Source organism: Pseudomonas brassicacearum (assembly GCF_003732175.1).
Classification (GTDB): Bacteria; Pseudomonadota; Gammaproteobacteria; order Pseudomonadales; family Pseudomonadaceae; genus Aquipseudomonas; species Aquipseudomonas brassicacearum_G.
Map to the genome: position 1 here is coordinate 38286 of NZ_MOBI01000033.1, position 22579 is coordinate 60864.

Sequence of the window (22579 nt, forward strand, 5' to 3'; positions counted from 1 at the left end):
CAAGCCAGCGCCCCGCGACCAAGAATGAATCCCTCTGTGCAGACCTGTTTTCTATAGCGGGAAGCGGCTGACCCGCCGCGCAGTGCGCCAGCGCATTCCCACCGACACGGAATTTTGTCATGGCCCACATTGAGCACAACGCCGTCAGGGCGTCGGTCACGCAAACGCGAAAAACCACCACCGGCGGCCTCTCTCCCTGGCGAGAAAGCCTGGTCAAAAAACTGATCCTCGACGGTCTGAGTGAAACACTGGAAGTCACCGAGCTCGCTCGGGCCTGCGCTCTGTCCCGCAGTCATTTCTCCCGGGCCTTCAAATGCAGCACCGGCCTGTCGCCTCAGGACTGGATTCGTTGCCAGCGCATCGCCCGGGCCAAGCAATTGATCCAGAACACCGACCTGACCCTGACCCAAATCAGTCTGGAGTGCGGGTTCTGCGATCAGGCGCACTTCTGCCACATGTTCACCCGCAGCGAAGGCATCAATCCGTTTGCCTGGCGTTGTCAGGCGGTGCGTGCCCTGCCCTCTCTCAACAGCAAAAGATCGCAGCCTGCGCCAGCTTCTACGGGTGTACACATATCCGCGTAGGAGCTGGCGCAGGCTGCGATCTTTTGATTTTGATCAGGCCTTGAGGAACGCCAGCAGATCGGCGTTGAGCTGATCCTTGTGAGTGTCGGTCAGACCATGAGGCGCGCCTGGATAGACCAGCAGTTTCGAGCCTTTGACGAGTTTGGCCGAGGCGATGCCGGAGGCTTCGATCGGCACGATCTGGTCGGCGTCTCCGTGCACCACCAGGGTCGGCACATCGAACTTTTTCAGGTCTTCGGTGAAGTCGGTTTCAGAGAAGGCCTTGATGCAGTCATAGGCGTTCTTGTGACCGGCGGTCATACCCTGTATCCAGAACCAGTCGATCATGCCCTGGGAAGGTTTGGCACCCGGTTTGTTGAAACCAAAGAATGGCCCGCTGGCGAGGTCTTTGTACAACTGCGAACGGTCCGCCAGGGACGCCTGGCGCAAACCGTCGAACACGTCCATCGGCAGGCCGCCTGGATTGGCCTCCGTCTTGAGCATCAGCGGCGGCACCGAAGAAATCAGCCCGGCCTTGGCGACTCGCCCAGTGCCATGACGACCAATGTAACGCGCCACTTCGCCACCGCCGGTGGAGAAACCGAACAGTACCGCGTTTTGTAGATCCAGCAACTCGATCAACTGCGCGAGGTCGTCGGCGTAAGTATCCATCTCATTGCCGAACCAGGGCTGGCTGGAGCGCCCGTGACCACGCCGATCATGGGCGATGACCCGGTAGCCCTTGGAGGCCAGGTAGATCATCTGCGACTCCCAACTGTCGGCATTCAACGGCCAGCCGTGGCTGAAGACGATGGGCTGACCGGTGCCCCAGTCCTTGTAATAAATCTCGGTACCGTCGCGTGTGGTAAATGTACTCATGGCGATTGCTCCTTAATTAAGGCGTCGGGTGTGTTTGGGTGAATCAATCCGATGGATGGCCCATTCGTTCGGCCAGACGCGCTACCCGCTCGCCCAGGTGCGCAGCGGTGCAGCGATCTTCGGGAGGTGGTGCGTACTCTGGGGACTGTTCGACATTCGACTGGGCCATGGCCCCCAGAAAACTGCCCAGACGATTCAATTGCCCATCGAACACGCCAGCGCTGGAGCGCGCCGGCGGCAAGTCGAGGCCGACCCAGATCATCGAGTGCTGAGCCGCGAACACTGCCATCTGCAGCAAGGTGTTGAGCTTGTCGCCGCACAGACAACCGGAGTTTGTGAACCCGGCAGCCAATTTGTCGCGCCAGGGCTGCGCCAGGTAGAACGACGCGGTGGCCTCCATGAAGCCCTTGAAGGACGCCGATGCGCTGCCCATGTAAGTCGGGGCACCAAAGATGATCGCGTCGGCGCGGTGCAAGCAGTCCCAGTGCCCGTCCACTTCCTCGACCGGAATCAGCTGGCAGGTACTGCTCAGGTGCCGCTCCACCCCCTGTGCCACGGCTTCGGCGATGACCTGCGTATGACCATAGCCACTGTGATAGACCACTACCACGTCGCTCATTCCGGCATCCTCCTGAAGTGTTCATCCCTTTTGCTGCACGAAGAACGAAGACCGGCGCCTTCGGTTGATGGACTGGAAGTATTGGATTTTTGGGTGTAAACCGGGCGCAGGACGAGTTAAACGTTGTTAATTTTCAATGGTGCGCCAAAAGCCCCGACTCATCCTTTTGCCACCGCCGCGCCCAGTAAAGACGGAGCTTGCGAACGGTGCCAGAAACGCTGCAGCCAATGCGCACAGAGCATAGTCGCTCGGTCACCGCGTTGCGTTGACGATAAAACCTGAGGAACATGCTCGGATACCGAGTGATAGACGGATGCAAGCAGGAGTGACCCGTTGACCCTTTCCCCCGAACAGGCCGTGCATTTTGGCCCCTACCGGGTCTACCCCGGACAACGTCTGGTGCTGGAGGCCGACCAGCCCCTGCGCCTGGGTCGGCGCGCCATGGACATTCTGTTGATTCTGCTGGAGCACGCCGGGGATGTGGTCAGCAAGCAGCAATTGATCGCGCGGGTGTGGCCCAAAAGCGTGGTGGAAGACATCAACCTGCGAGTGCACATGGCGGCGCTGCGCAAGGCCCTCGGCGACGGTCAGGCCGGCCAGCGCTACATCGTCACCGTGGCCCAGCGTGGTTACAGCTTTGTCGCGCCGTACTCGCTGGAACACGTCGAGCAGCGTCCCCCGAGCGACGGGCACGAGCAGAGCGGCCATAACCTGCCCATTCGGCGGACTCGCATGATTGGTCGCCAGTCCTTGGTCGACAGTCTTGTGAGGCAATTGCCACGCCAGCGCTTCATCACCCTCGTCGGCCCTGGCGGTATCGGCAAGACCACGGTGGCACTGCGCGTCGCCGAACAACTGATCGGATCCTACCGGGACGGCATTCGCCTGCTGGACCTGGCCCCGATCAGCGATCCGTTGATGATCACCACCCATCTGGCGACGCTGCTGGACCTGTCGCTGCACGACGCTGAACCGATGAGCTGTCTCGCGACCTTCCTGCGCGAGCGGCAGATGCTGCTGGTCATCGACAACTGCGAGCACCTGATCGACGCCATCGCGTTGCTCTGCGAGAGCATCCTTCGTGGCGCGCCCGATGTGCACATTCTGGCCACCAGTCGCGAGAGCCTGCGGGCCGAAGGCGAGTTCGTTCGGCGCCTGGAGTCTCTGGACTGCCCCCCGCCCATCGCCGCACTGGATCGCCACCAAGCCTTGACCTTTTCGGCTGTGCAATTGTTCGTCGAACGGGCGATGGCCAGCCATGACAGTTTCGAACTGAGCGATGACGAGCTGCCTCTGGCGATCGAGATTTGCCGCCGTCTGGACGGCATTCCTTTGGCGATCGAACTGGCCGCAGCTCAAGTGAACAGCCTTGGCCTGAGTGGATTGCTGACGCAACTGCAAGGGAGTTTTCGTCTGCTCACACAGGGCTGTCAGACGACGCCGGGACGGCATCAGACCCTGCGCGCAACACTCGACTGGAGCTTCGAGCTGCTGAGTGCCTGTGAACAAACCTGCCTGCGCCGACTGGGTGTGTTCAGGGGAGGTTTCACGCTGGAATCGGCGGCGGCCGTGATTGTCGGCGAACACATCGAGCCCCGCGAGGTGTTTGGCTCGATTACGCAACTGGTGGCCAAGTCACTGCTGAACGTGGAGGTCGGCGACGAGCAGGTGTTTTATCGCCTGCTCGACACCACCCGCAGCTATGCCTTGGAAAAACTCGACCAGGCAAATGATTTGCCAGACACCCTGGAGCGCCACGCCGAGTGCTGCCTGGCAATGATGCATCAGGCCCAGAACGACTGGGAGCACATCCAGACCGACGTATGGATCGAGCGCTACGCCCGCAGTCTGGAAGACATCCGCTGGGCCCTCGAATGGGGCCTGAACGCTCAAGGGCCGCAGGCACTGGCGATCCGACTGGCGTCGGTTTCGACGCCACTCTGGCAGGAACTGTCGCAGCTCAAGGAACACGGCGCGTACGTGCGCAAGGCCCTGGCACTGCTCGAGTTGACGCCTGAGCCCTGCCCTCATCTGAAAATGGCCCTCAAGCTGGCCCTCGGCAGCTCCTGCTACCACACCCAAGGCGGCACCGCCGAAACCGTCGAAGCCTTTGTGACCGCCAGAGCCCTGGCAGAACGCTGCAACGACGTAGCCGGTCAGCTCAGGGCCGTGTCCGGGCACATGGCGGTCAATCTCAGTTGTGGCAACTACCAAACGGCCCTGGAACAGAGCCTGCAATTCGATCGTCTGGGTTTGCAAGGCAACGCCGCTGTGTCCCTGAGTACACACCGTTTGCAAGTGCTGGCCCTGCACTTTGCTGGCGATCAGCCACAAGCCCGGGACAAAGCCGAGCAAGTCATCCAGCTCATGGCCCAGAGCGGGCATCTCAATCGCTTCACCCACGGCTTTGGTGTCCAGTACGACCAGAGCGTCGCCGCCCTGACCATTCTCGCGCGAATCCACTGGCTACAAGGCCATCCGGAAAAGGCCTGGCGCACTGCCCGTCAGGCATTGGACATTGCGCTCCAGATCGACCACGGCACGTCCATCTGCTACACGCTGGCATTGTCCGGTTGCCTGATCGCCCACTACAACGGCGACACTCAAACTGCCCGCAACCTCTTGCGCCTGCTGCTCGAACAAGCACAAAAACATTCGGTGCTGCTGTTCTACAACTGGGCCCGGCACTACGCGCAGGTGATCGATGGCAATAACGCTCATTCGAAGCCGCAACCCGGCGCCGGGCTGATCAAGGAAATCATGGTCACCCTGGATGCCGGTTTCGTCGATGACGCATTGCTGGCCCGGGCCGAAAACGGCGCTGCGGGTTGGAGCACGGCGGAAATCCTTCGGGCCAGAGCGAATGCTCTGCTTGCAGAAAACAGCCAGAGTGCAGCCGAGACCGTGCTGCTCAAAGCGCTGGGAGTGGCAAAAGCCCAGGGTGCTCTGGCGTGGGAACTGCGCACCGCCACATCACTGGCCGAGCTTTGGCAGCATCAAGGCCGCCTCCAACAAGCCCACGGCCTGCTGGCGCCAATCTACAACCGCTTCACCGAAGGCTTTGACACGCCAGACCTAAGCAAAGTCCGCCGTCTGCTCGACGAGCTGCAACGACACCGGCCGGCCTGAAACCCAGCGTGCCCGGCTGATGTAGCGGGCATAACGCATTTCAAACACTCGCAGCAGTCCGCTCAGTTCAAGCTTTTCCAGTACGTAAGTACGGGTCGTGTTGAGAAACCGATAACGTGTCATGCCATTGCCCTGTTCAACCGACAACAGCGATTTCAGCACCAGCCGCTCTATCACCTCTACCAGGCTGATGGGCCGCAGCACCGCACAACTGATGACACCGATGGCTGCGTCCAAAGTAAAGGCTATTTTGAACACCGCCAGCCCCTGCAACACGGTCTGCTCCAGCGGGCTCAGGCATTGATAGCTCCAGTCCAACGCAGCCTTGAGTGTCTGATGCCGTGGCACGGCGGTGCGCCGGCCTTGGGTCAGCAGCTGAAAACAGTTGTCCAGTTGTGCTCGTAGCCCAACCAGTGCCAGCGCATCGATCTGCGCCGCTGCCAGTTCGATGGCCAAGGGCAAACCGTCGAGGCGCCGACAGATTTCCCGCACAGCCTTCAGGTCCTGTTCACGCAGAGCAAACCCTTGTTGGCGGGTACGGGCACGGCTGACAAACAGCTGCACCGCCGAATAGCTCATCACCTCGCTAACACTATGCAGCGCCGACATCGGCGGCACCGCCAGGGCTGGCAAACGCTGAACCGTTTCCCTCGCCGCCCGCAGCGGTTCGCGGCTGGTGGCCAGGATCGATAGCCGTGGCGCCGAAACCAATAGGCCCTCCACCAGCGATCGGCAACGTTCGAGCATGTGCTCGCAATTGTCGAGCACCAGCAAGGCATGCCGTTGCGCCAGTGCATCCACGCCAACGTCCAGCTCAAGGGTCTGGCTCAGATAATCGACGAGCCGCGCAGGGTCATCGATTGCCGCCAGATCAACGAGCCAGACGCCATCGCGATAGTGCTGCAACAGCAATTCGGCCGCGCGCAAGGCCACCGTGGTCTTGCCGATACCGGCGGGGCCAGCCAGGGTCATGAAACGGCAAACCGGCAACTTCCGGACCACACTACCAACGACCGAATCCCGGCCGACCACTGGCGTGATCCGTGTCGGCAGGTTGTGCCGGGGCTGCTGAACGGTCTCGATCGAAACCTGCATCGCGTCCGACTCGCACTGCACTGGGACGATGAAGCTATAACCGCGCTGGGGAATATTAACGATGTAGCACCGCCCGTTCTGGCCATCACCGAGGGCCCGACGCAGCGCAGCGATGTGCACGCGCAGGTTGATCTCCTCGACCACCGAAGTCGGCCAGACGTGGGCAATCAGTTCGTCCTTGCTGACCACGTTGCCCGCGCGCTCGACCAGCACCTGGAGGATATCCAGTGCCCGTCCGCCCATACGCAGTGGCCGATCACCTTCCAGGATCAGCCGTTGACGAGTGTGAAACACGTACGGGCCAAACCGCAGCACCGCACTGCTATTTAAATCTCTGAGTCTGTTCATGCACATTTACGTGCTGAAAGCCTGGCCCGGTTCAAGGTACTGCATCATCCATTGCACGAGTTCGCCCAGGCTCCCGCACCTCCATTGCCAAGAGTTCACGAGTATCTTGGCAGGCATGGGTGACGGTACAACTGCAATGGAGGGAGCGTCACGGCCATCGCGGTGCGCTGGACGGACAACAAAGCTCTAACTGAACTGTTCGCGGTACTGGGTGGGGGTCAAGCCGAGTTTTTCACTGAACAGAAAACGCATATGCCGCACGCTGCCGAAGCCGCTTTTGTAGGCGACGGTCTTGAGCGGCAGCTCACTGGTTTCCAGCAGGTTTCTCGCGCAGTCGATGCGCGCGCTTTGCAGAAACTCCATGGGCGTCATATTCACCTCCCTGGCAAACATCCGGGCGAAGTGCCGCGCACTCATGTTCGCCAGGCTGGCCATGCGTTCGACGCTGAAGGCTTCATCAAGGTGTTCGAGCACATGGTTCTGAACCCGGGTTACCGGGGTTTCATGGGACGCCACCGCAGCCATCAGTGGGCTGAACTGTGCCTGTCCGCCCTGGCGCTTCATCACCACCAGCAAGACCTTCGCCACGTCCTGGGCGATTTTCTTGCCGTGATCCTGAGCGACCACCGCCAGGGCCAGGTCAATGCCGGCGGTGACCCCGCCAGAGCTGATCAGGTTGCGATCCTGGACGTAAATCTGATCGGTCTCAACCATCGCCTTGGGGAAGCCCCTGATCAGCCGTTCAGTGTAATGCCAGTGAGTCGTCACCCGATAACCGTCCAGCAAACCGGCGTGCCCCAACACGAAAGCACCCGTGCAGATCGAGCCATAACAGGCCGCCCGGTTAACAGCGCCCTGCAGCCATTCGAGCAACGGCGGATGCTTTTCGTTGTAGGCACCCGGGCCGCCTGGCACCAGCAACAAGTCGTAGCTGTCGCACGCTTGGTCTATATGCACATCGGCCTGAACGCTGACACCATTGGAAGCGCGCAACGCGCCGTGCTCGGTGCCGATCATCGACAGCTGATAATGGTCGCCCGGCTCCAGATACCGATTGGCAATGGAGAACACCTCCATGGGCCCGGCCATATCAAGCAGGAGAAAGTCTGGAAACAGCACCATTGCCACGGTTTTCATGGGTTGGAAATCACTGATATCAAAGAAATAGGAACGTAGTGCCGACGCCGAACATTATGGCCAAGTGTGGCGTTATCGGTAGATAAGAATACGTGATGCGCGGCACAAAACTGTCAACCCATACGAGACAGTTTTTCAATTTCCATCTACTTATTGCACCCACCGATAAACATTAACCTTCTCCTCACTCGGACGAACTCTCGTCCCAAACAGGAGATTTCATCATGCTGACCCTTCGCAAAGCCTCTGATCGCGGCGCGGCCAATCACGGCTGGTTGAAGTCGTTCCATACCTTTTCCTTTGCCAACTACCGCAATCCGCGGGAGCAGGGTTTTTCCGACCTGCTGGTGATCAACGATGACCGGGTGGCGGCCGGTAAAGGCTTCGGCCAACACCCGCACCGGGACATGGAGATTTTCTCCTATGTGCTCGAGGGCGCCCTGGAACACAAGGACACTTTGGGCACAGGTTCGGTGATCCGCCCCGGCGACGTGCAGTTGATGAGCGCCGGCAGCGGCGTGGCGCATAGCGAGTACAACCACTCGGCAACTCGCCCGGTGCACTTCCTGCAAATCTGGATCGTGCCGGACGTCGGCGGCGCCAAACCGCGTTATCAGCAAGAGCACTTCAGCACGCAGAAAAAACGCGGTCGCCTGCAACAGATCATCTCCCCCGATGGGGCCAACGGTTCGTTGCGGGTTCGCCAGGACGCTCGGGTCTATGCCGGCCTGATCGACGGCAAGGAAAGCGCCAGCCTCACGCTCGCCGCCAATCGCTACGCCTACGTGCATGTGGCCCGGGGCAAGGTCGAACTCAACGGCCTGCAATTGCAGGAAGGCGATGGCGTTCGGGTTCGCGATGAACAGGCGCTGACCTTGAGCAACGGTGTGGATGCCGAAGTGCTGGTGTTCGATTTGCGTCCTCAAGAACTGCCGCAAATGCCTTGACCGTAACGTGCCTGGGGGCCTGCGCCCCCGGGCTTGATTGGCAGGCTAGGGTTGCTTTTTGCTATCGTTTTGGATATCGCTGCACGCCGGTTACGCTAATGCACTTCGCCCACCGCTACGACGGTGGGCCACCTGAACCTCAGGTGCCGCCGCGTCCCGCAACACACGAGCCAGCAATGCGCTGGGCTGGGCACCCGATACCAGGGTGTCGCCGATACGAAGCAACGGCAGCACCCCGCCAGACCAATCCGCGGCGTCACGTTTGTGGCGCTGTACCGCCGTCACTCCTTCGCCGCTGCGCAGATAGTCGAGCAACCGGTCCTGCTGGACCTTGCTGTCCCCACCCAGCTCCGCGAGAACCCGCACATCCTCGATATCGCGGCCCTCGCAGAAATAGGCTCGGAAGATACGCCTGAACAGACCGGCACAGTCTCCGCCGCGTGCGGCCCGCTCCAGCATCAAGCTGTGCGCCGGGTCGGTATCGACCAGACGCTCGATTCGGTCGAAGGCGAAACGCAAACCCAGCGCCTGGCCGGCCTGGGTGATTTCCGCTTCGAACATCCGGCTGCGCGACAGGCTGCCGAACTTGCGCCTGGCGTACTCACCCTGTTCGATACGGCTGGCGGGAAGGTCGAAAGCGGATCGGCATGGTACATAGACGATCGGCTGTGGCCGATTCGATGCCGCCATAGCCTTGCGCAGGTTCAGCTCACCGATCCAGCACCAGGGATTGATGAAGTCGTACGCCAGATGAATGACGTTATCCATAGCGGCCACCTTCCTTCGACAAATGATGGCCAGACTCTAGACCTGCATCTGCCGGACGAGTAGCCCCATGGCGCGCAACGCTGTTTTGTCGAATACCTGAAAGGTGTTCAGGAAGCGAGGATTTCCTCGAGGAACTCAATGAACACATTGATGCGACTGGAGCCGCGGTGGTTGGGCAGATACAGCGCGTTGATGCAGCTGCTGGCAGTGCCGGGATTGACTTCATATTGTTCCAGCACGCGGGTAAGACGGCCCTGGCCGACATCGTCACGCACCAGCCAGTCGGCCAGTAGCGCCACTCCGCCACCGGCCAGCGCCGCCTCGCGCAGGATATCGGCGTTGTTGCTCTGCAATCGCCCCTGCACACTCAGCCGCAGGGTGTCCTCGTCACCCCGGAACGTCCAATCGTGGTGCTCCGCGCCATAGTCAAAACGCAGGCACTGATGTTCCAGCAGGTCACTCGGGTGGCGCGGCAGACCGGTACGTTTCAGGTACTCGGGACTGGCCACCACCCAACGCTTAAAGTCACCGATCTTCTTGCTGACGACGTCATCGCTGACCACCGAAGAACCGAGACGCACAGACACATCGATTCGCTCGCTGATCAGGTCACTGACCCGGTCGCTCAACGACAGGCTGATCTCCAGGCCCGGATAGCGCTCAAGCAAGCGTCCCAGGTGAGGAGCGATGATGCGCCGCCCGAACTCCACCGGAACGCTGGCACGCAGATGTCCCTGGACCTCGGTGCCACGGTCGGCGACGGTGGCATCGGCTTCGTCGACGGCCTCGAGAATCGCCACGGCCTTCTCGAAATAAGCCTGCCCTGCGACCGTGACACTGGTGTTGCACGTGGTGCGATTAAGCAGGCTGGCGCCCAGTTCGCTTTCCAGGCCCGCCACCTGCCGCGTCACCGAAGACGTCGAGAGGCCGAGCTTGCGCGCCGCTGATGAGTAGCCGCCACAGCGCACGGTTTCAACAAACATCTTCAGCGCCAGCAACTTGTCCATCAGCCAATCCCGAGAGCGAAAAATCAAGCGAACTACTATGCCTGACGACGAATTAGGTGTCTTGCATGGTTGTGCTCAAGCACGGGTGTGACTCCAGAACACCATCGACAGGTCGCTGACACCCAGGGACACCCATTACCCTGCGGCGAGTCTTTCTTCTCTTCGACTCCGGCCTCGATAGTTCGCGACGGTGCTCACCCCTTGCGGTACTGACGGCTTAGAAACATCACCAGTGCCACGCCAGGAACCGCCGCAATCAAGGCTGCCGACAGGCTCCATCCAACCAGCTCATAAAGAGGACTGGCCACCAGCGATCCCAAGGCTCCACCGACAAAGATGCTGGTCATGTACACGGCGTTCAAGCGCGCCCGGCTGTGCGGATCGATGGCGTATACCTCACGCTGTCCGAGCACCATGTTGAGTTGCACAGCAAAATCCAGCAGCACCGCGCACGCCACCAGCCAAAGGTAGCCACTGCCCGGCAGAGCCCCTATCAGCAAGGAAACAGGCGCCAGCATCAACGCAACGAGAGTGCCGCGCTGGCCATGCCCCGCGTCGGCCAGCCGGCCGGCAATCGGGGCCGCGATAGCACCAACGGCCCCCACCAGGGCAAACACCGCGACCTGCGCCTGGCTAAAACCATGCTGGCGAATCAATTCAATAGGAACGATGGTCCAGAACAGGCTGAAGCTGGCAAACAACAACCCTTGATACAAAGAGCGCTCACGCAGGCTCGGATGGCGTCGCGCGAGCACAAATACCGAGCGGATCAACTCGCCATAAGAGGACTGGTGTGTCGGCATGCGCCGTGGCAGGGCAACGGCCATGATGCAGGCGATCAATGCCATCAGGCCCGCGGCGCTGAAGAATACTCCGCGCCAACCGAAAGCCTCCGACAACAGGCTCGACAGCGGGCGCGACAACAGAATGCCCAGCAGCAGGCCGCTCATGATGTTTCCTACCACCCGCCCGCGGGTTTCTTCAGGTGCCATGTGTGCAGCCAACGGCACGAGAATCTGTACGGCCACGGAAGTGAGGCCGATGAGCAATGACAGTGCCAGGAACAACGAAGGCGACTGAGTGAAGCCGGCGCCAACCAGGCAAAGGCTCACAGCGAGCGTGAAACCCACCACCAGACGGCGGTTTTCCATCAGGTCGGCCAGCGGCACCAACAAGAGCAAACCCGCGGCATAGCCAAACTGGGTCAGCGAAACTATCAGGCTGGCATGGGCGTTCGATAGACCGATTTGCGGGGCAATCAGCTCGACGATCGGCTGGGCATAGTAAAGATTGGCGACGACGGCGCCACAACAGAAGGCCAACAAGGCCACCAGAGCGCCAGAGATTGATGCGGGCCGTTCACCCGTCACCGTCGTGCTTGCCGTTGTTGCAACGTTGCCGATGGGCATGCTGAAACCTCATTCGTTTGGAGAAAGTTTCGGCAAGGCTAGACGCGACGTTCGCCAAGGAGAATCTACCGCTGGAGCAATTGAGCGATGCGTATGACGCAACGACCCCAGCGTTGCCGATGGCGCAAAACGCCGTTGCGCAGTTTGCTAATACCGCCGCCCGTCTCCCTTCTCTACCCTCGGCGATATGAGTCCCTCGCGGGTTCCACGGACGAATGAAGGGTGACGTCATGAAAGCCAGGCAGCTGTGGGTGGGCGCTGTGGTTCTAGCTTTGGTAGGCGGGATTTGCGCTGCGCTGTTGATGTGGCACCCGGCGATCGTGCCGGCCAAACCGCCACAGCGTTTCGATTCCGCTCAGGTGCAACAGGGTGCGCGGGTAGCAGAAGCCGGCGACTGCGCGGTCTGCCATACGCGTCCCGGTGGCCAACACCTGGCCGGTAGATTGGCGTTGGTGACACCGTTCGGCACGCTCTACAGCACCAATATCACTCCGGACGCCGAGACCGGTATTGGCCAATGGTCATTGCCGGCCTTTGAGCGGGCAATGCGCGAAGGAATCGCGCGCGATGGGCACTTGCTGTATCCCGCCTTCCCTTACGTGCACTACCGCCGCATGACGGACGGGGATATCGCGGATGTCTATGCCTATTTGATGAGCGGCCCCGCCGTGCACTCGGCGGCCATACAGAACCGGATGAAATTCCCGATGAACATCCGGCCATTGGTGTCGTTCTGGAATCTGCTGTTCCTGCAGACAGAACCCTTGACGCCCGTGGCACAGCAATCTGCAACCTGGAACCGTGGACGCTACCTGGTCGAAGGCCCTGGCCACTGCGCCGGCTGCCATTCTCCGCTTAACCTGCTGGGCGCCGAGAAACCCGCTCAGCACCTTGCAGGAGGGACGGTAGACGGATGGGAGGCGCCTTCTCTGCTGGGTATGGCCAACCGTGACTTTCCCTGGAGCAGCGAGCAGTTGGTGAGCTACTTGCGCGCTGAAGTTGTGGAGGGCCATGGCACCGCCGCGGGGTCGATGCGACCGATCAGCCTCAGCCTGGCCAACCTGCCAGCCAGCGACGCCGAGGCCATTGCCGAATACCTGCTGAGCCTCAATAACCCTGCATCCACCCTACCCGCCTCGGCGATCACGCGCCCCACCGAGGTAGTCGAGCAGACGCCTGGCGCCCTGCTGTTCCAGGGTGCGTGCGCGGGGTGCCATGGCCCGGCCGCGCCGATGCGAGAGATCGATGGACGCCCCTCTCTGGATCGGACATCAGCGCTGCATGCAGCGAGCGCGCGCAACTTTCTCAAGACAGTGCTCGAAGGTGTGCCAGCCACCCCAGGGCTACCCGGACCGGTCATGCCGCCTTTCGCCGCCAGCCTGGATAACGAGCAGCTTGCGGCGCTGGCATCGTTTGTTCGCGAGCAGGCCAAGCCTGGCCAGCCGTGGGCAGACCTTTCGTCCACCCTTCACGAGTTACGCCAGGAGGCGCAATGACCCAAATGACCCTCAACGTCAACGGTTCGCCCCATTCGCTGGAGCTGGAGCCCGACATGCCGTTGCTGTATGCGCTGCGCAATCACCTGGGGCTTAACGGCGCAAAGTACGGCTGCGGTTTGGGACAGTGCGGTGCCTGCACTGTGCTGGTGGATGACCAGCCGGTCTTTTCCTGCCTGACACCCTGCATGGGGCTGGAAGGCAAGGACATCCGTACGGTCGAGAGCCTGGGTACGGCGGAGCGTCCAGGTCCTTTGCAAAAAGCCTTTATCGAGACGCAGGCCGCTCAATGCGGCTACTGCATCGCCGGCATGCTGATGCGCGCCCAGGCATTGCTTGAGCGCACTCCCCATCCGGACGAACAAACCATTCGCGAGCATATGGCGACCAACCTGTGCCGCTGCGGAACTCACTTGCGGATCATCGATGCCATCAGCCGTGTTGCCAGACAAGACAGGAGCGCCACATGACACTTCACCATGAAGTCGATCAGGGGCGCCGCGCTTTTCTGCGCGCAGGAGCGCTGGTACTGACATTCACTCTGGTACCGGCGGCGCGTCATGCGCTGGCCGATAGCGAAGTCGATACGCTCGGCACGGTCGTGCTGGCGCCCGATCTCCCTGGAAGCCTGCGCACCAACCCCTACCTCAATGCCTGGATCCGCGTCGGTGTCGAAGGCATCACCGTCTACACCGGCAAGGTTGAATTGGGTACGGGGGTAAAAACTGCCCTTCTGCAGATTGCCGCGGAACGCCTGGATATCTCGCCCACCGCGATCCATCTGCTCACCGCGGATACCGCCCTGACACCCAACGAAGGTTATACAGCCGGCAGCCACAGTATTTTCGACAGCGGCACCGCCTTGTTCAACGCAGCGGCTCAGGTTCGGGAATTGCTGTTGGAGTCGGCGGCACGCAGTTGGGGAGTCGAAGTCGCACTGCTGACCACCCACGAGGGCGTCATCCAGGGCCCGACTGGACAACGGATGTCATACGCCGAAGCCGTCAAGGGCGTCGACCTGCACCACTATGCGAAGGCGCAATCGCCATCGATGCCGGCGTCCGCTTTCAAGCTGATCGGTCATTCTCTTCCTCGCCTGGATATCCCGGCCAAAGTCAGTGGCGGCGCCGCTTTCGTCCAGGATCTGCGCCTGCCCGGCATGCTGCATGCCCGCGTCATCCGTCCGCCCCGCCCTGGTTGCACCCTTGAAGACTTCGATGCCGAGTCTATAAAAGATCTGCCCGGGGTGGTGCAGGTGGTGCATGACGGCAACTACCTGGCGGTGGTGGCCCGAGATGAGTGGCAAGCCATTAAAGCGATGCGCAGCGGGTATGAGCGGGCCCGCTGGAGCGGCGCAGAGGCGATCCCCGAATCTCAGGACATCCACTCGTTGTTGACACGCCTACCCACACACCGCTATCCGATCAGCCATGAAGGTAGCCCGACTGCCGGAGCCAGCGCGAGTTATCGCGCACGAGTCACCAAACAGTACCTCATGCACGGGTCCATTGGCCCGTCCTGCGCCGTGGCCTGGTTCAAGGATGGCACTCTCACTGTCTGGACCCACACGCAGGGTGTCTACCCTCTTCGCGCGGGGATCGCCGAGATGGTGGGACTAGCGCCAGAGCGGGTGCGCTGCATCCATACCGAGGGGTCCGGGTGTTACGGCCACAACGGCGCGGACGACGCTGCAGCCGATGCCGCGTTGATTGCGATGCGTGTCGCAGGCACGCCTGTGCGCGTGCAATGGATGCGCGAGCAGGAAAATCTCTGGGAGCCCTACAGTTCCGCCATGCTCACCGAGGTCCAGGCCAGCCTCGATGCGCAGGGCAGACTGCAGGACTGGGCCTATGAGCTGTGGACGACACCGCACAACGAACGCATCGTAAATGCCGGCAGATTGATTCCCGCACGGCTGTTGGCCCGCCCATTCGTCTCCGCGCCGTCGGTTCCGATCGCCCAGCCCGAAGGGGATGGCGATCGAAATGCCGTGCCGCTGTACACCCTGGCATGCACCCGCATCGACATGAACTTCGTGACCACAATGCCGTTTCGCACATCCGCCATGCGTTCGTTGGGAGCACACATCAATATCTTCGCCATCGAAGCCTGCATCGATGAACTGGCCGCTCAGGCCGGCACCGATCCGGTTGCCTTGCGCCTCGCCCATCTGGCAGACCCGCGAGCACGCGCGGTGGTCGAACGCGTCCGGGACGCCAGCGGCTGGCCGCACAAAGGCAATGAACCTGGTTCCGGGATTGGCTTCGCGTTTGCCCGCTACAAGAACATCATGGGGTACTGCGCCATAGCAGTCCGTCTGCAAGTACATCCGCTGACCGGCGAGGTTCAGCTCGATCGAGTGGTAGTAGCAGTGGACGTGGGGCAAATCGTCAACCCCGATGGCCTGCGCAACCAGGTGGAAGGAGGCATCGTGCAGTCCGCCAGCTGGACCTTGTATGAAAAAGTCGGTTACGACCCGGGTGGTGTGCGCAGCTACGATTGGAGCGGTTATCCGATCCTGCGCTTTCCTCAGTTACCCAAGCAGGTCGACGTGCATTTGCTCGACCAGCCGGGACAACCATTTCTCGGTGCGGCCGAGATCGTCCAGGGCCCCATGGCCGCCGCCATCGGGAATGCCGTGGCGAACGCTACCGGCCGACGCTGGCTGAATCTCCTCCTGACCCGCTCAGAGCAGCAGGCATAGCCTGAACTCCACCTCCCGTCAAAACGTTGCGTTTCACGCAATGCAGCGTAGAGCCACGCCTGGATTATCACTCAAGGCCCGGCGGATTAAGTTAGTGCCCAACAGGAGGAAAACAACATGTCCGGCACTACATCGCAATCGCATCATCAACGCCGCGCCATTGTCGTAGGCGGTTCGCTCGGTGGTCTGTTCGCCGGCAATCTGCTGCGCGCCGCGCAATGGGACGTAGAGGTGTATGAACGTTCGACCCACGATCTCGACAGTCGAGGTGGAGGCATCGTATTGCAGCCCGAGGTGGTCGAGGCACTACGCCAAAGCGGGTGCGAGCTTCCACTCAGTGAATTGGGCGTGCGATCAGAGTACCGAACAGTATTTCGTCCGGATGGCTCGATACGAAGTCATTCGTACATGCCTCAGGTCCAGACTTCCTGGTCACTGATCTATACGAAACTGCGCGATGCATTTGGACCTGAGCACTATCACCGGGGACAGACTCTGGTAAACGTCGATCAAACCGGGCCCGGGATCGTCCGTGCCGTCTTCGACAGCGGACACGAAGCACAGGCGCAGCTCTTGATTGGCGCCGACGGCGGGAGCTCGACGGTACGTCGACTGATGTCGCCAGACAGCCAGCCGACCTACGCAGGATATGTGGCATGGCGAGGTCTTCTACCAGAGCACGCCGTACCCGCCAGGGTCCGCGAAGAAATGTTCGGCACCTTCAGCTTTGCCAACCACCAGGGCTCACACATCCTCGGTTATCTGGTGCCAGGTGCAGACAACGATTTACGACCGGGTCACCGACTCTACAACTGGGTCTGGTACCGGGTCGCTCCGCTCGACATCCTCCCACGCATCATGACTGATGCGGATGGCCACGAACGCGGCTTTTCGGTGCCTGAAGGCCGGCTGGCTCCCGCCTGGCGTGATGACCTGTTCGAACAGGCCGATGCCCTGCTGCCTCCCCAGTTTCGCGCCGTCGTACAAGCGACCCAGCATCCTTTTGTCCAGGCAATCCGGGATCTCGCCGTCGACCATATGGTTAACCGCCGGGTATTGCTGCTCGGTGATGCCGCCGCCATACCACGGCCACACACCGCCGCGAGCACCTCAAAGGCCGCAACCAATGCCTTAGCCCTGTCCGCGGCCCTGCGCGCCTTTCCCAACGACCTTGATCGGGCCCTTCGCAGCTGGGAGCCCGCCCAACTGGCGCTGGGTCGGAAACTGCGGATACAAGGCACGGAGATCGGCAATCACCTGCTATTCAACCAGGCACCGTCCGCCTGAGCACTCACGGCATCCTGGTCGATGCCCTCCCAAGGAAATACCCATGACTCAGCACCTGTTTCAACCCATTGCGGTTGGCCCCTACACACTGGCTCATCGCGTGGCCATGGCTCCTCTGACCCGCTCTCGAGCCGGACAGCCGGGCGACCTTCCGACCGCCATGAACGCCGAGTATTACCGGCAACGCGCAAGTGCCGCCTTGATCATTACCGAAGCCACGCAGATTTCCCGCCAAGGCCAGGGCTACGCCTGGACCCCAGGGATTTACAACGATGAACAGGTGGATGCCTGGCGCCAGGTGAGTACACAAGTGCACGAAGCGGGAGGACTGATTTTCATGCAGCTGTGGCATGTGGGGCGTGTCTCTCACCAAAGCTTCCAACCCGATAACGCCCTACCGATTGCCCCCAGCGCACTGCCTGTTCCAGGTAAGACGTTTATCGTCGATGACGATGGCAATGGTGTCTGGAGCGATGTACCCGTCCCACGTGCCCTGGAAACCTCGGAGATTGCGCAAATCATCGGCGACTATCGTCGCGCTGCGCGCAACGCCTTGAGAGCCGGCATGGACGGCATTGAAATTCACGCGGGCAACGGTTATCTGCTCGACCAATTCATCAATAGCAACAGCAACCAGCGTGAGGACGACTACGGCGGCAGCGTGGAAAATCGCGCTCGCCTGTTGCTGGAAGTCGTAGAGGCTGTTGCCGATGAGGTGGGGGCCGAGCGAGTAGGTGTACGGCTTACGCCCATGGGGCGCTTCATGGGAATGGGCGATGCGACACCCGAGGCAACGTTCGGCCACATCGTGCGCTCTCTGAACCGCTGGCCCCTGGCCTATCTGCATCTTGTGGAACCTGCAGTGGTAGGCACCGTCAAGGACGAGAACTTCGATCCCCGCTGGGACGCAATCATCGGTCAACTGCGTACGGAATGGAAAGGCGTGCTGATGGTCGCCGGTGGTTACGATCCGAAAACAGCAGAACAAGCCTTGGCCGCCAACCGTGCTGACATCATTGCCTTTGGAAGGCCGTTCCTGGCCAACCCCGACTTGCCGCGGCGGATCCGTAACGGGCTGACGCTCAACACTTCAGACCCAAGCACCTTCTTTGGTGGCGACCAGCGCGGATACATTGATTATCCCGTTCATCCATAAGGGACATCGGGCACAAAAAAGCCACTCACCTCACTACTTCGCGACTGCTGGACGAGCCTGGCAATCATCTTGGCCGAGGCTCGTTGCTGGCTCTGGAAGTCATGCCTGTGCAGTACAAGGGAGCGCTGATGTCTGAAATCGAGCAATTTCTTTGACGCTACGCCCTCCTATCACTTGTGGATTCGGCCCAATACCGTGAATCCGCTAGTGCGTCGGGCCTATGAGTTGATCAGGAACAGTCAGAGTCTCTGATTCATTCATGTCGGCAAGCACAAAACTCACCTTTACGGATTCAGCGTCGGGCGCTTTGGACAGACTCCGCATTGATTCCTCATGTCAGTGCGAACGTCGAGTTCAACGTCGATGAGCCAGAGCGCGCACCAAGCGGTCGCCGAGGCTCTGCACGCCTTGGACCAGGATCACCAGCACGACCACGGTGGCAACCATCACCTGGTTGTTGAAGCGTTGATAACCGTAGCGGATCGCCAGATCCCCCAGACCACCGCCACCAATGACGCCAGCCATGGAAGAAAAGCCGATCAGCATCACCAGGGTCAAGGTGATGCCCGCCAACAACGCGGGCAGCGCTTCGGGCAGCAGCACCTTGAAGATCACATGGCGAATATCTCCCCCCATGGCAAGGATGGCTTCGATCCGGCCCTTGTCGACTTCGTCCAGGGCGTTCTCGACGATACGGGCAAAGAACGGAAAGGCGCCGATGGTGATCGGCACCACCGCGGCGGTGCTGCCCAGTGTCGTACCGACTATCAGCCGGGTCAGCGGGATCAAGGCAATCAGCATCACCACGAAGGGTAACGAGCGGCCAAGGTTGACCAGGCCACCCAGGCCCTTGTTGAGCTTGGGCATCGGGTACAGACCACTGCTGCGGCTGATGAACAGCAACACGCCCAGAGGCAAGCCGATCAGCAGGGTAAAGAATCCCGCCAGCAAGACCATGTACAGGGTTTCGCCCGTCGCGTTGAGCACCAGTTGGAGGATCTCGTTCCAGTCGATGGTACGGTTCATGAGCGCTCCACCCTGACGCCGCGCTGCATGAGAAAGGCCAACACCCGAGTCAATTTCAGCTTATCGCCGGGATGACTAAAGGCCACGCGCAAACGCCCGACCCGCCGCCCGCCGATGGACTCGACGCCACTGGCCAGCAAGTTCACCTCGACTCCCTGCCGCTGCACTAATTCGTTGAGCACAGGGGTGGCCAGAAGACTGTCGAAAAAGCTCAGCTCCAAGGCCAGGGTATCGTTACCCAAGGGCGCGCTGTAACCCGGCAGCAGTGAGCGACCGAGACTTGATTCCGGGTTTGCCAACAGGTGTGCGATAGGCCCCGCCTCGACCAACCGGCCGTGGGCCAGTAACGCCGCGTGACCACAAATGGACTTGACCACATCCAGCTCATGGGTGATCAGCACAATGGTCAACCCCAGTTGACGATTGATGTCGCGCAGCAGTTCAAGAATCGAGGCCGTGGTTTCCGGGTCCAGGGCGCTGGTGGCTTCATCCGACAGCAGATAAGCCGGTCGCGCCGCCAACGCCCGGGCGATTCCCACCCGCTGTTTCTGCCCGCCGGACAGTTGAGAGGGAAACGCCCGCGCTTTATCGCTCAAGCCCACCAGATCCAGCAGCTCTCTTACTCGTGAATGACGCTGCTCTTTACTGACGCGGGCAATTTCCAAAGGCACGGCGATGTTGTCGAAGACGTTGCGCGAGTGCAGCAGGTTGAAGCCTTGAAAGATCATGCCGATGCGCTGGCGTTGCTGGCGCAGTTCGATGCTGGAAAGGGCTGTCAGGTCCTCGCCGTCCAGAAAAATGCGCCCGGAACTGGGACGCTCGAGCAGATTGAGGCAACGCAGCAGCGTCGATTTACCCGCACCGCTGCGCCCCAGAATCCCGTAGATCGCTCCATCGGGAATGCTCAAGGACACCTGATCCAGTGCAGGAGCCTGCCCTGACGCGTAGGTTTTGCTCAACTGCTCGACGATGATCATGGCTTGCTGTCCGCCACCGTAACCGGGATCACCGACCCCGAGAAGCTGTCAGTGATGAACTTGGCCACCTGAGGCGAAGTCAGGTCTTTGGCCAGTTGCTTGATCCGTGGGTCGTCCCGCAACGTGGGCGTGGTCACCAAGATATTGGCGTACGGGTTGTGCTCGGCCTTTTCCAGCCCCAGCGCATCCTTGGCCGGCACCAAACCGGCTTCCAGCGCGTAGTTGCCATTTATCACCGCAAGGTCCACGTCATCCAGGGCGCGGGGAATTTGCGGCGACTCGATTTCGAGGATCTTCAGCTGTTTCGGGTTCTCGGCGATGTCCTTGGGCGTCGCCTGATCGATGGCCGGGTCGTTGAAACCCGCCTTGAGTTTGATCAGGCCATTGTCCTGAAGCAGGTACAGGGCGCGACTGAGGTTGGTGACGTTGTTGGGGACGGCTACCGTGCCTTTTTGTGGCACTTGGGCGAAATTTTTGTGCCGATGGGAATAGATCCCCAGCGGCTCGATATGTACCGTTGCAGCCACCTCGAGTTTTTCGCCAAGGGCCTGTTCCTGAGACTTCAGGTACGGCAAGTGCTGGAAGTAGTTGGCATCTACGTCGCCATGCACCAGCAACTCATTAGAGTTCACGCCGTTGGGGATCTCGATGACCTTGAGGCTCAGCTGGGGGTCGATCTTCTGGACGTACGCCAGAATTTGCGCATGCGGTACGGGGTCCGCTGCCACTCGCAACGGCTCCAGGGCCAGGGCACTGAATGAAGCAACCAGCCCGCCCAGCACTGCCAGGGTCAATCCTGTTTTTTTGAACATGTTCATAGTCCTTGATCAAGTGATGGGGTCAGGCACTCAGGGCCTTGGGGATCAGTGCATCAGCGTAGTAACGCTGGGCAACGTCGGGATGGGAGCGCAGGCGGCCTTTGAGGTAGTTCCAGCCCACGTCACGAAACAAGGGATTGTCAGGATCACTGGCCGGGCCCCGCGCTTCACGCAGTAACGCCGTGGGCAAGGGGCAAAGCGGCACCACCGCGTCCAGTTGCGCACCAAGGAAAAACGCAATCGACAAGCGCTCGCTGCCCTTGGGTGGCGACAGCACCCGATGCACCGTGGCGCGCAGATAACCGTTGGTGGCCAGTTCCAGTAATTCGCCGATATTCACCACCAGGGTGTTGTCCCGAGGCAGCGCGTCGATCCAGCGCCCCTCCTCGATCTCGACTTGCAGGCCGGCCTGGTGATCCTGCAGCAGGAAGCTCAGGAAACCCGAATCCTTGTGAGCCCCGACGCCTTGATTACTTTCGTCTGGCGCCCGCCCCGGATAACGCATCAGCTTGATGTGTTCATTGGGCTTGTCGCCGTACAACTGATCGAAAGCCTCCTGCGGCAACGACAGTGCCTGGGCGAAGGCACGCAGCAGGCGCAGCGACATGCGGGTCATGGCTTGCTGCCAATCCAGCAGCAAGGGTTTGAGTGTCGGCAGCGAGTCCGGCCATTGATTGGGGCCTTGCAGGCGCGCCCAGAGCGGGCTGTTCGGGTCGAGCGACAAAGCCTCCCTCTCGGCACCCAGATCGAACTGCTCGCGCAGGTCAGGCTTGCCACGAGTGACCTCCGAAGCCGCACGGTTATAACCGCGAAAATGTGGCGAGTTGATCATACCAACTGCCGCCTTCTCGTTGTCCGGCAGGGCAAAGAACTGTCGGGCATGCTCCTGCACCTGTTTCAACAAGATGCTGTCGATGCCGTGGCCGGTCAGGTAAAGGAATCCGACATCCCGTGCGGCGTGGCGCAAATCGTCAAGAAACGCCTGACGCTGCACCGGACTGCCATCGAGCAATGAAAGATCCAGGGTCGGTAAAGTGGTGATGTCCCGTGTGTGCGGCATGGTTCACTCCCATGTGAATTGGCTGAGCGCGCTCAGCCTGGCGTCCTGTTGAAGCTAAACGATCTTAAAAACCGGTAATAAATATCTTTTTTGCATTAGCTTAGGTTCGGTTCTTGACAGCAAATTGAGCGTTTGAGGTCAGCCATTTGATATA

19 protein-coding genes are annotated in these 22579 nt (G+C 60.7%); 8 read left to right on the forward strand and 11 right to left on the reverse strand.

Annotated features, from left to right (window positions below):
- Positions 1-119: 119 nt before the first annotated feature.
- On the forward strand, positions 120-584 hold the full coding sequence (locus BK658_RS27545; protein WP_123585053.1) for a helix-turn-helix domain-containing protein: 465 nt from the start codon (positions 120-122) through the stop codon (positions 582-584).
- Between the two features lie 33 nt (positions 585-617).
- Here BK658_RS27545 and BK658_RS27550 read toward each other — a convergent pair whose 3' ends face one another.
- On the reverse strand, positions 618-1442 hold the full coding sequence (locus BK658_RS27550; protein ID WP_123585054.1) for an alpha/beta fold hydrolase: 825 nt from the start codon (positions 1440-1442) through the stop codon (positions 618-620).
- A 43-nt stretch (positions 1443-1485) separates the two neighbouring features.
- The gene (locus BK658_RS27555) at positions 1486-2061 is read right to left on the reverse strand and encodes a flavodoxin family protein (protein WP_123585055.1); all 576 of its coding nucleotides are present in this window, start codon (positions 2059-2061) and stop codon (positions 1486-1488) included.
- Between the two features lie 333 nt (positions 2062-2394).
- Between BK658_RS27555 and BK658_RS27560 the strand changes: the two genes are divergently transcribed.
- Positions 2395-5190, forward strand: a complete 2796-nt coding sequence (locus tag BK658_RS27560) for an ATP-binding protein (RefSeq protein ID WP_123585056.1) — start codon at positions 2395-2397, stop codon at positions 5188-5190.
- On the opposite strand, the gene BK658_RS27565 is transcribed toward BK658_RS27560, so the two are convergent.
- On the reverse strand, positions 5137-6633 hold the full coding sequence (locus BK658_RS27565) for an ATP-binding protein (protein WP_123585057.1): 1497 nt from the start codon (positions 6631-6633) through the stop codon (positions 5137-5139). The genes BK658_RS27560 and BK658_RS27565 overlap by 54 nt on opposite strands.
- A gap of 186 nt (positions 6634-6819) precedes the next feature.
- Entirely contained in the window at positions 6820-7770 is a 951-nt protein-coding gene (locus tag BK658_RS27570) for a GlxA family transcriptional regulator (RefSeq protein WP_123585058.1), read from the reverse strand.
- 224 nt (positions 7771-7994) lie between these two features.
- On the opposite strand from BK658_RS27570, the gene BK658_RS27575 reads away from it, so the two are divergent.
- On the forward strand, positions 7995-8717 hold the full coding sequence (locus BK658_RS27575) for a pirin family protein (RefSeq protein WP_123585059.1): 723 nt from the start codon (positions 7995-7997) through the stop codon (positions 8715-8717).
- Between the two features lie 90 nt (positions 8718-8807).
- Here the strand turns inward: BK658_RS27575 and BK658_RS27580 are convergent, their stop codons facing one another.
- From BK658_RS27580 to BK658_RS27590, 3 genes are all read right to left on the reverse strand, one after another.
- Positions 8808-9485 carry a DsbA family protein gene (locus BK658_RS27580; protein ID WP_123585060.1) on the reverse strand — a complete coding sequence of 226 codons (678 nt, stop codon included), beginning with the start codon at positions 9483-9485 and terminating at the stop codon, positions 8808-8810.
- Between the two features lie 107 nt (positions 9486-9592).
- Positions 9593-10492 (reverse strand): LysR family transcriptional regulator, encoded by a 900-nt coding sequence (locus BK658_RS27585; protein ID WP_123585061.1) that lies wholly within the window; start codon positions 10490-10492, stop codon positions 9593-9595.
- 194 nt (positions 10493-10686) lie between these two features.
- Positions 10687-11901 (reverse strand): MFS transporter, encoded by a 1215-nt coding sequence (locus tag BK658_RS27590; protein ID WP_123585062.1) that lies wholly within the window; start codon positions 11899-11901, stop codon positions 10687-10689.
- Between the two features lie 230 nt (positions 11902-12131).
- On the opposite strand from BK658_RS27590, the gene BK658_RS27595 reads away from it, so the two are divergent.
- The 5 genes from BK658_RS27595 to BK658_RS27615 all read left to right on the forward strand — a co-directional run bounded on the left by BK658_RS27595 (position 12132) and on the right by BK658_RS27615 (position 18544).
- Positions 12132-13397 (forward strand): c-type cytochrome, encoded by a 1266-nt coding sequence (locus BK658_RS27595; RefSeq protein WP_123585063.1) that lies wholly within the window; start codon positions 12132-12134, stop codon positions 13395-13397.
- Entirely contained in the window at positions 13394-13867 is a 474-nt protein-coding gene (locus BK658_RS27600; protein WP_123585064.1) for a (2Fe-2S)-binding protein, read from the forward strand. Before BK658_RS27595 ends, BK658_RS27600 begins: the two co-directional genes overlap by 4 nt.
- Positions 13864-16101 carry a xanthine dehydrogenase family protein molybdopterin-binding subunit gene (locus BK658_RS27605; RefSeq protein WP_123585065.1) on the forward strand — a complete coding sequence of 746 codons (2238 nt, stop codon included), beginning with the start codon at positions 13864-13866 and terminating at the stop codon, positions 16099-16101. The genes BK658_RS27600 and BK658_RS27605 overlap by 4 nt, the downstream gene beginning before the upstream one ends.
- 117 nt (positions 16102-16218) lie before the next feature.
- Entirely contained in the window at positions 16219-17388 is a 1170-nt protein-coding gene (locus tag BK658_RS27610) for an FAD binding domain-containing protein (RefSeq protein WP_123585066.1), read from the forward strand.
- 43 nt (positions 17389-17431) lie between these two features.
- On the forward strand, positions 17432-18544 hold the full coding sequence (locus tag BK658_RS27615) for an alkene reductase (RefSeq protein WP_123585067.1): 1113 nt from the start codon (positions 17432-17434) through the stop codon (positions 18542-18544).
- 354 nt (positions 18545-18898) lie between these two features.
- Here the strand turns inward: BK658_RS27615 and BK658_RS27620 are convergent, their stop codons facing one another.
- From BK658_RS27620 to BK658_RS27635, 4 genes are read right to left on the reverse strand one after another with little or no spacing between them, the layout of a single operon-like run.
- Positions 18899-19570 carry a methionine ABC transporter permease gene (locus tag BK658_RS27620; RefSeq protein WP_123585068.1) on the reverse strand — a complete coding sequence of 224 codons (672 nt, stop codon included), beginning with the start codon at positions 19568-19570 and terminating at the stop codon, positions 18899-18901.
- Complete coding sequence (locus BK658_RS27625) at positions 19567-20547, reverse strand: methionine ABC transporter ATP-binding protein (protein WP_123585069.1); 981 nt, start codon at positions 20545-20547, stop codon at positions 19567-19569. The genes BK658_RS27620 and BK658_RS27625 overlap by 4 nt, the downstream gene beginning before the upstream one ends.
- Positions 20544-21359 (reverse strand): MetQ/NlpA family ABC transporter substrate-binding protein, encoded by an 816-nt coding sequence (locus BK658_RS27630; protein WP_123585070.1) that lies wholly within the window; start codon positions 21357-21359, stop codon positions 20544-20546. Before BK658_RS27630 ends, BK658_RS27625 begins: the two co-directional genes overlap by 4 nt.
- 28 nt (positions 21360-21387) lie before the next feature.
- A complete protein-coding gene (locus BK658_RS27635; RefSeq protein WP_123585071.1) occupies positions 21388-22425 on the reverse strand; it encodes an isopenicillin N synthase family dioxygenase in 1038 nt (345 codons plus the stop codon).
- Between the last annotated feature and the right edge of the window lie 154 nt (positions 22426-22579).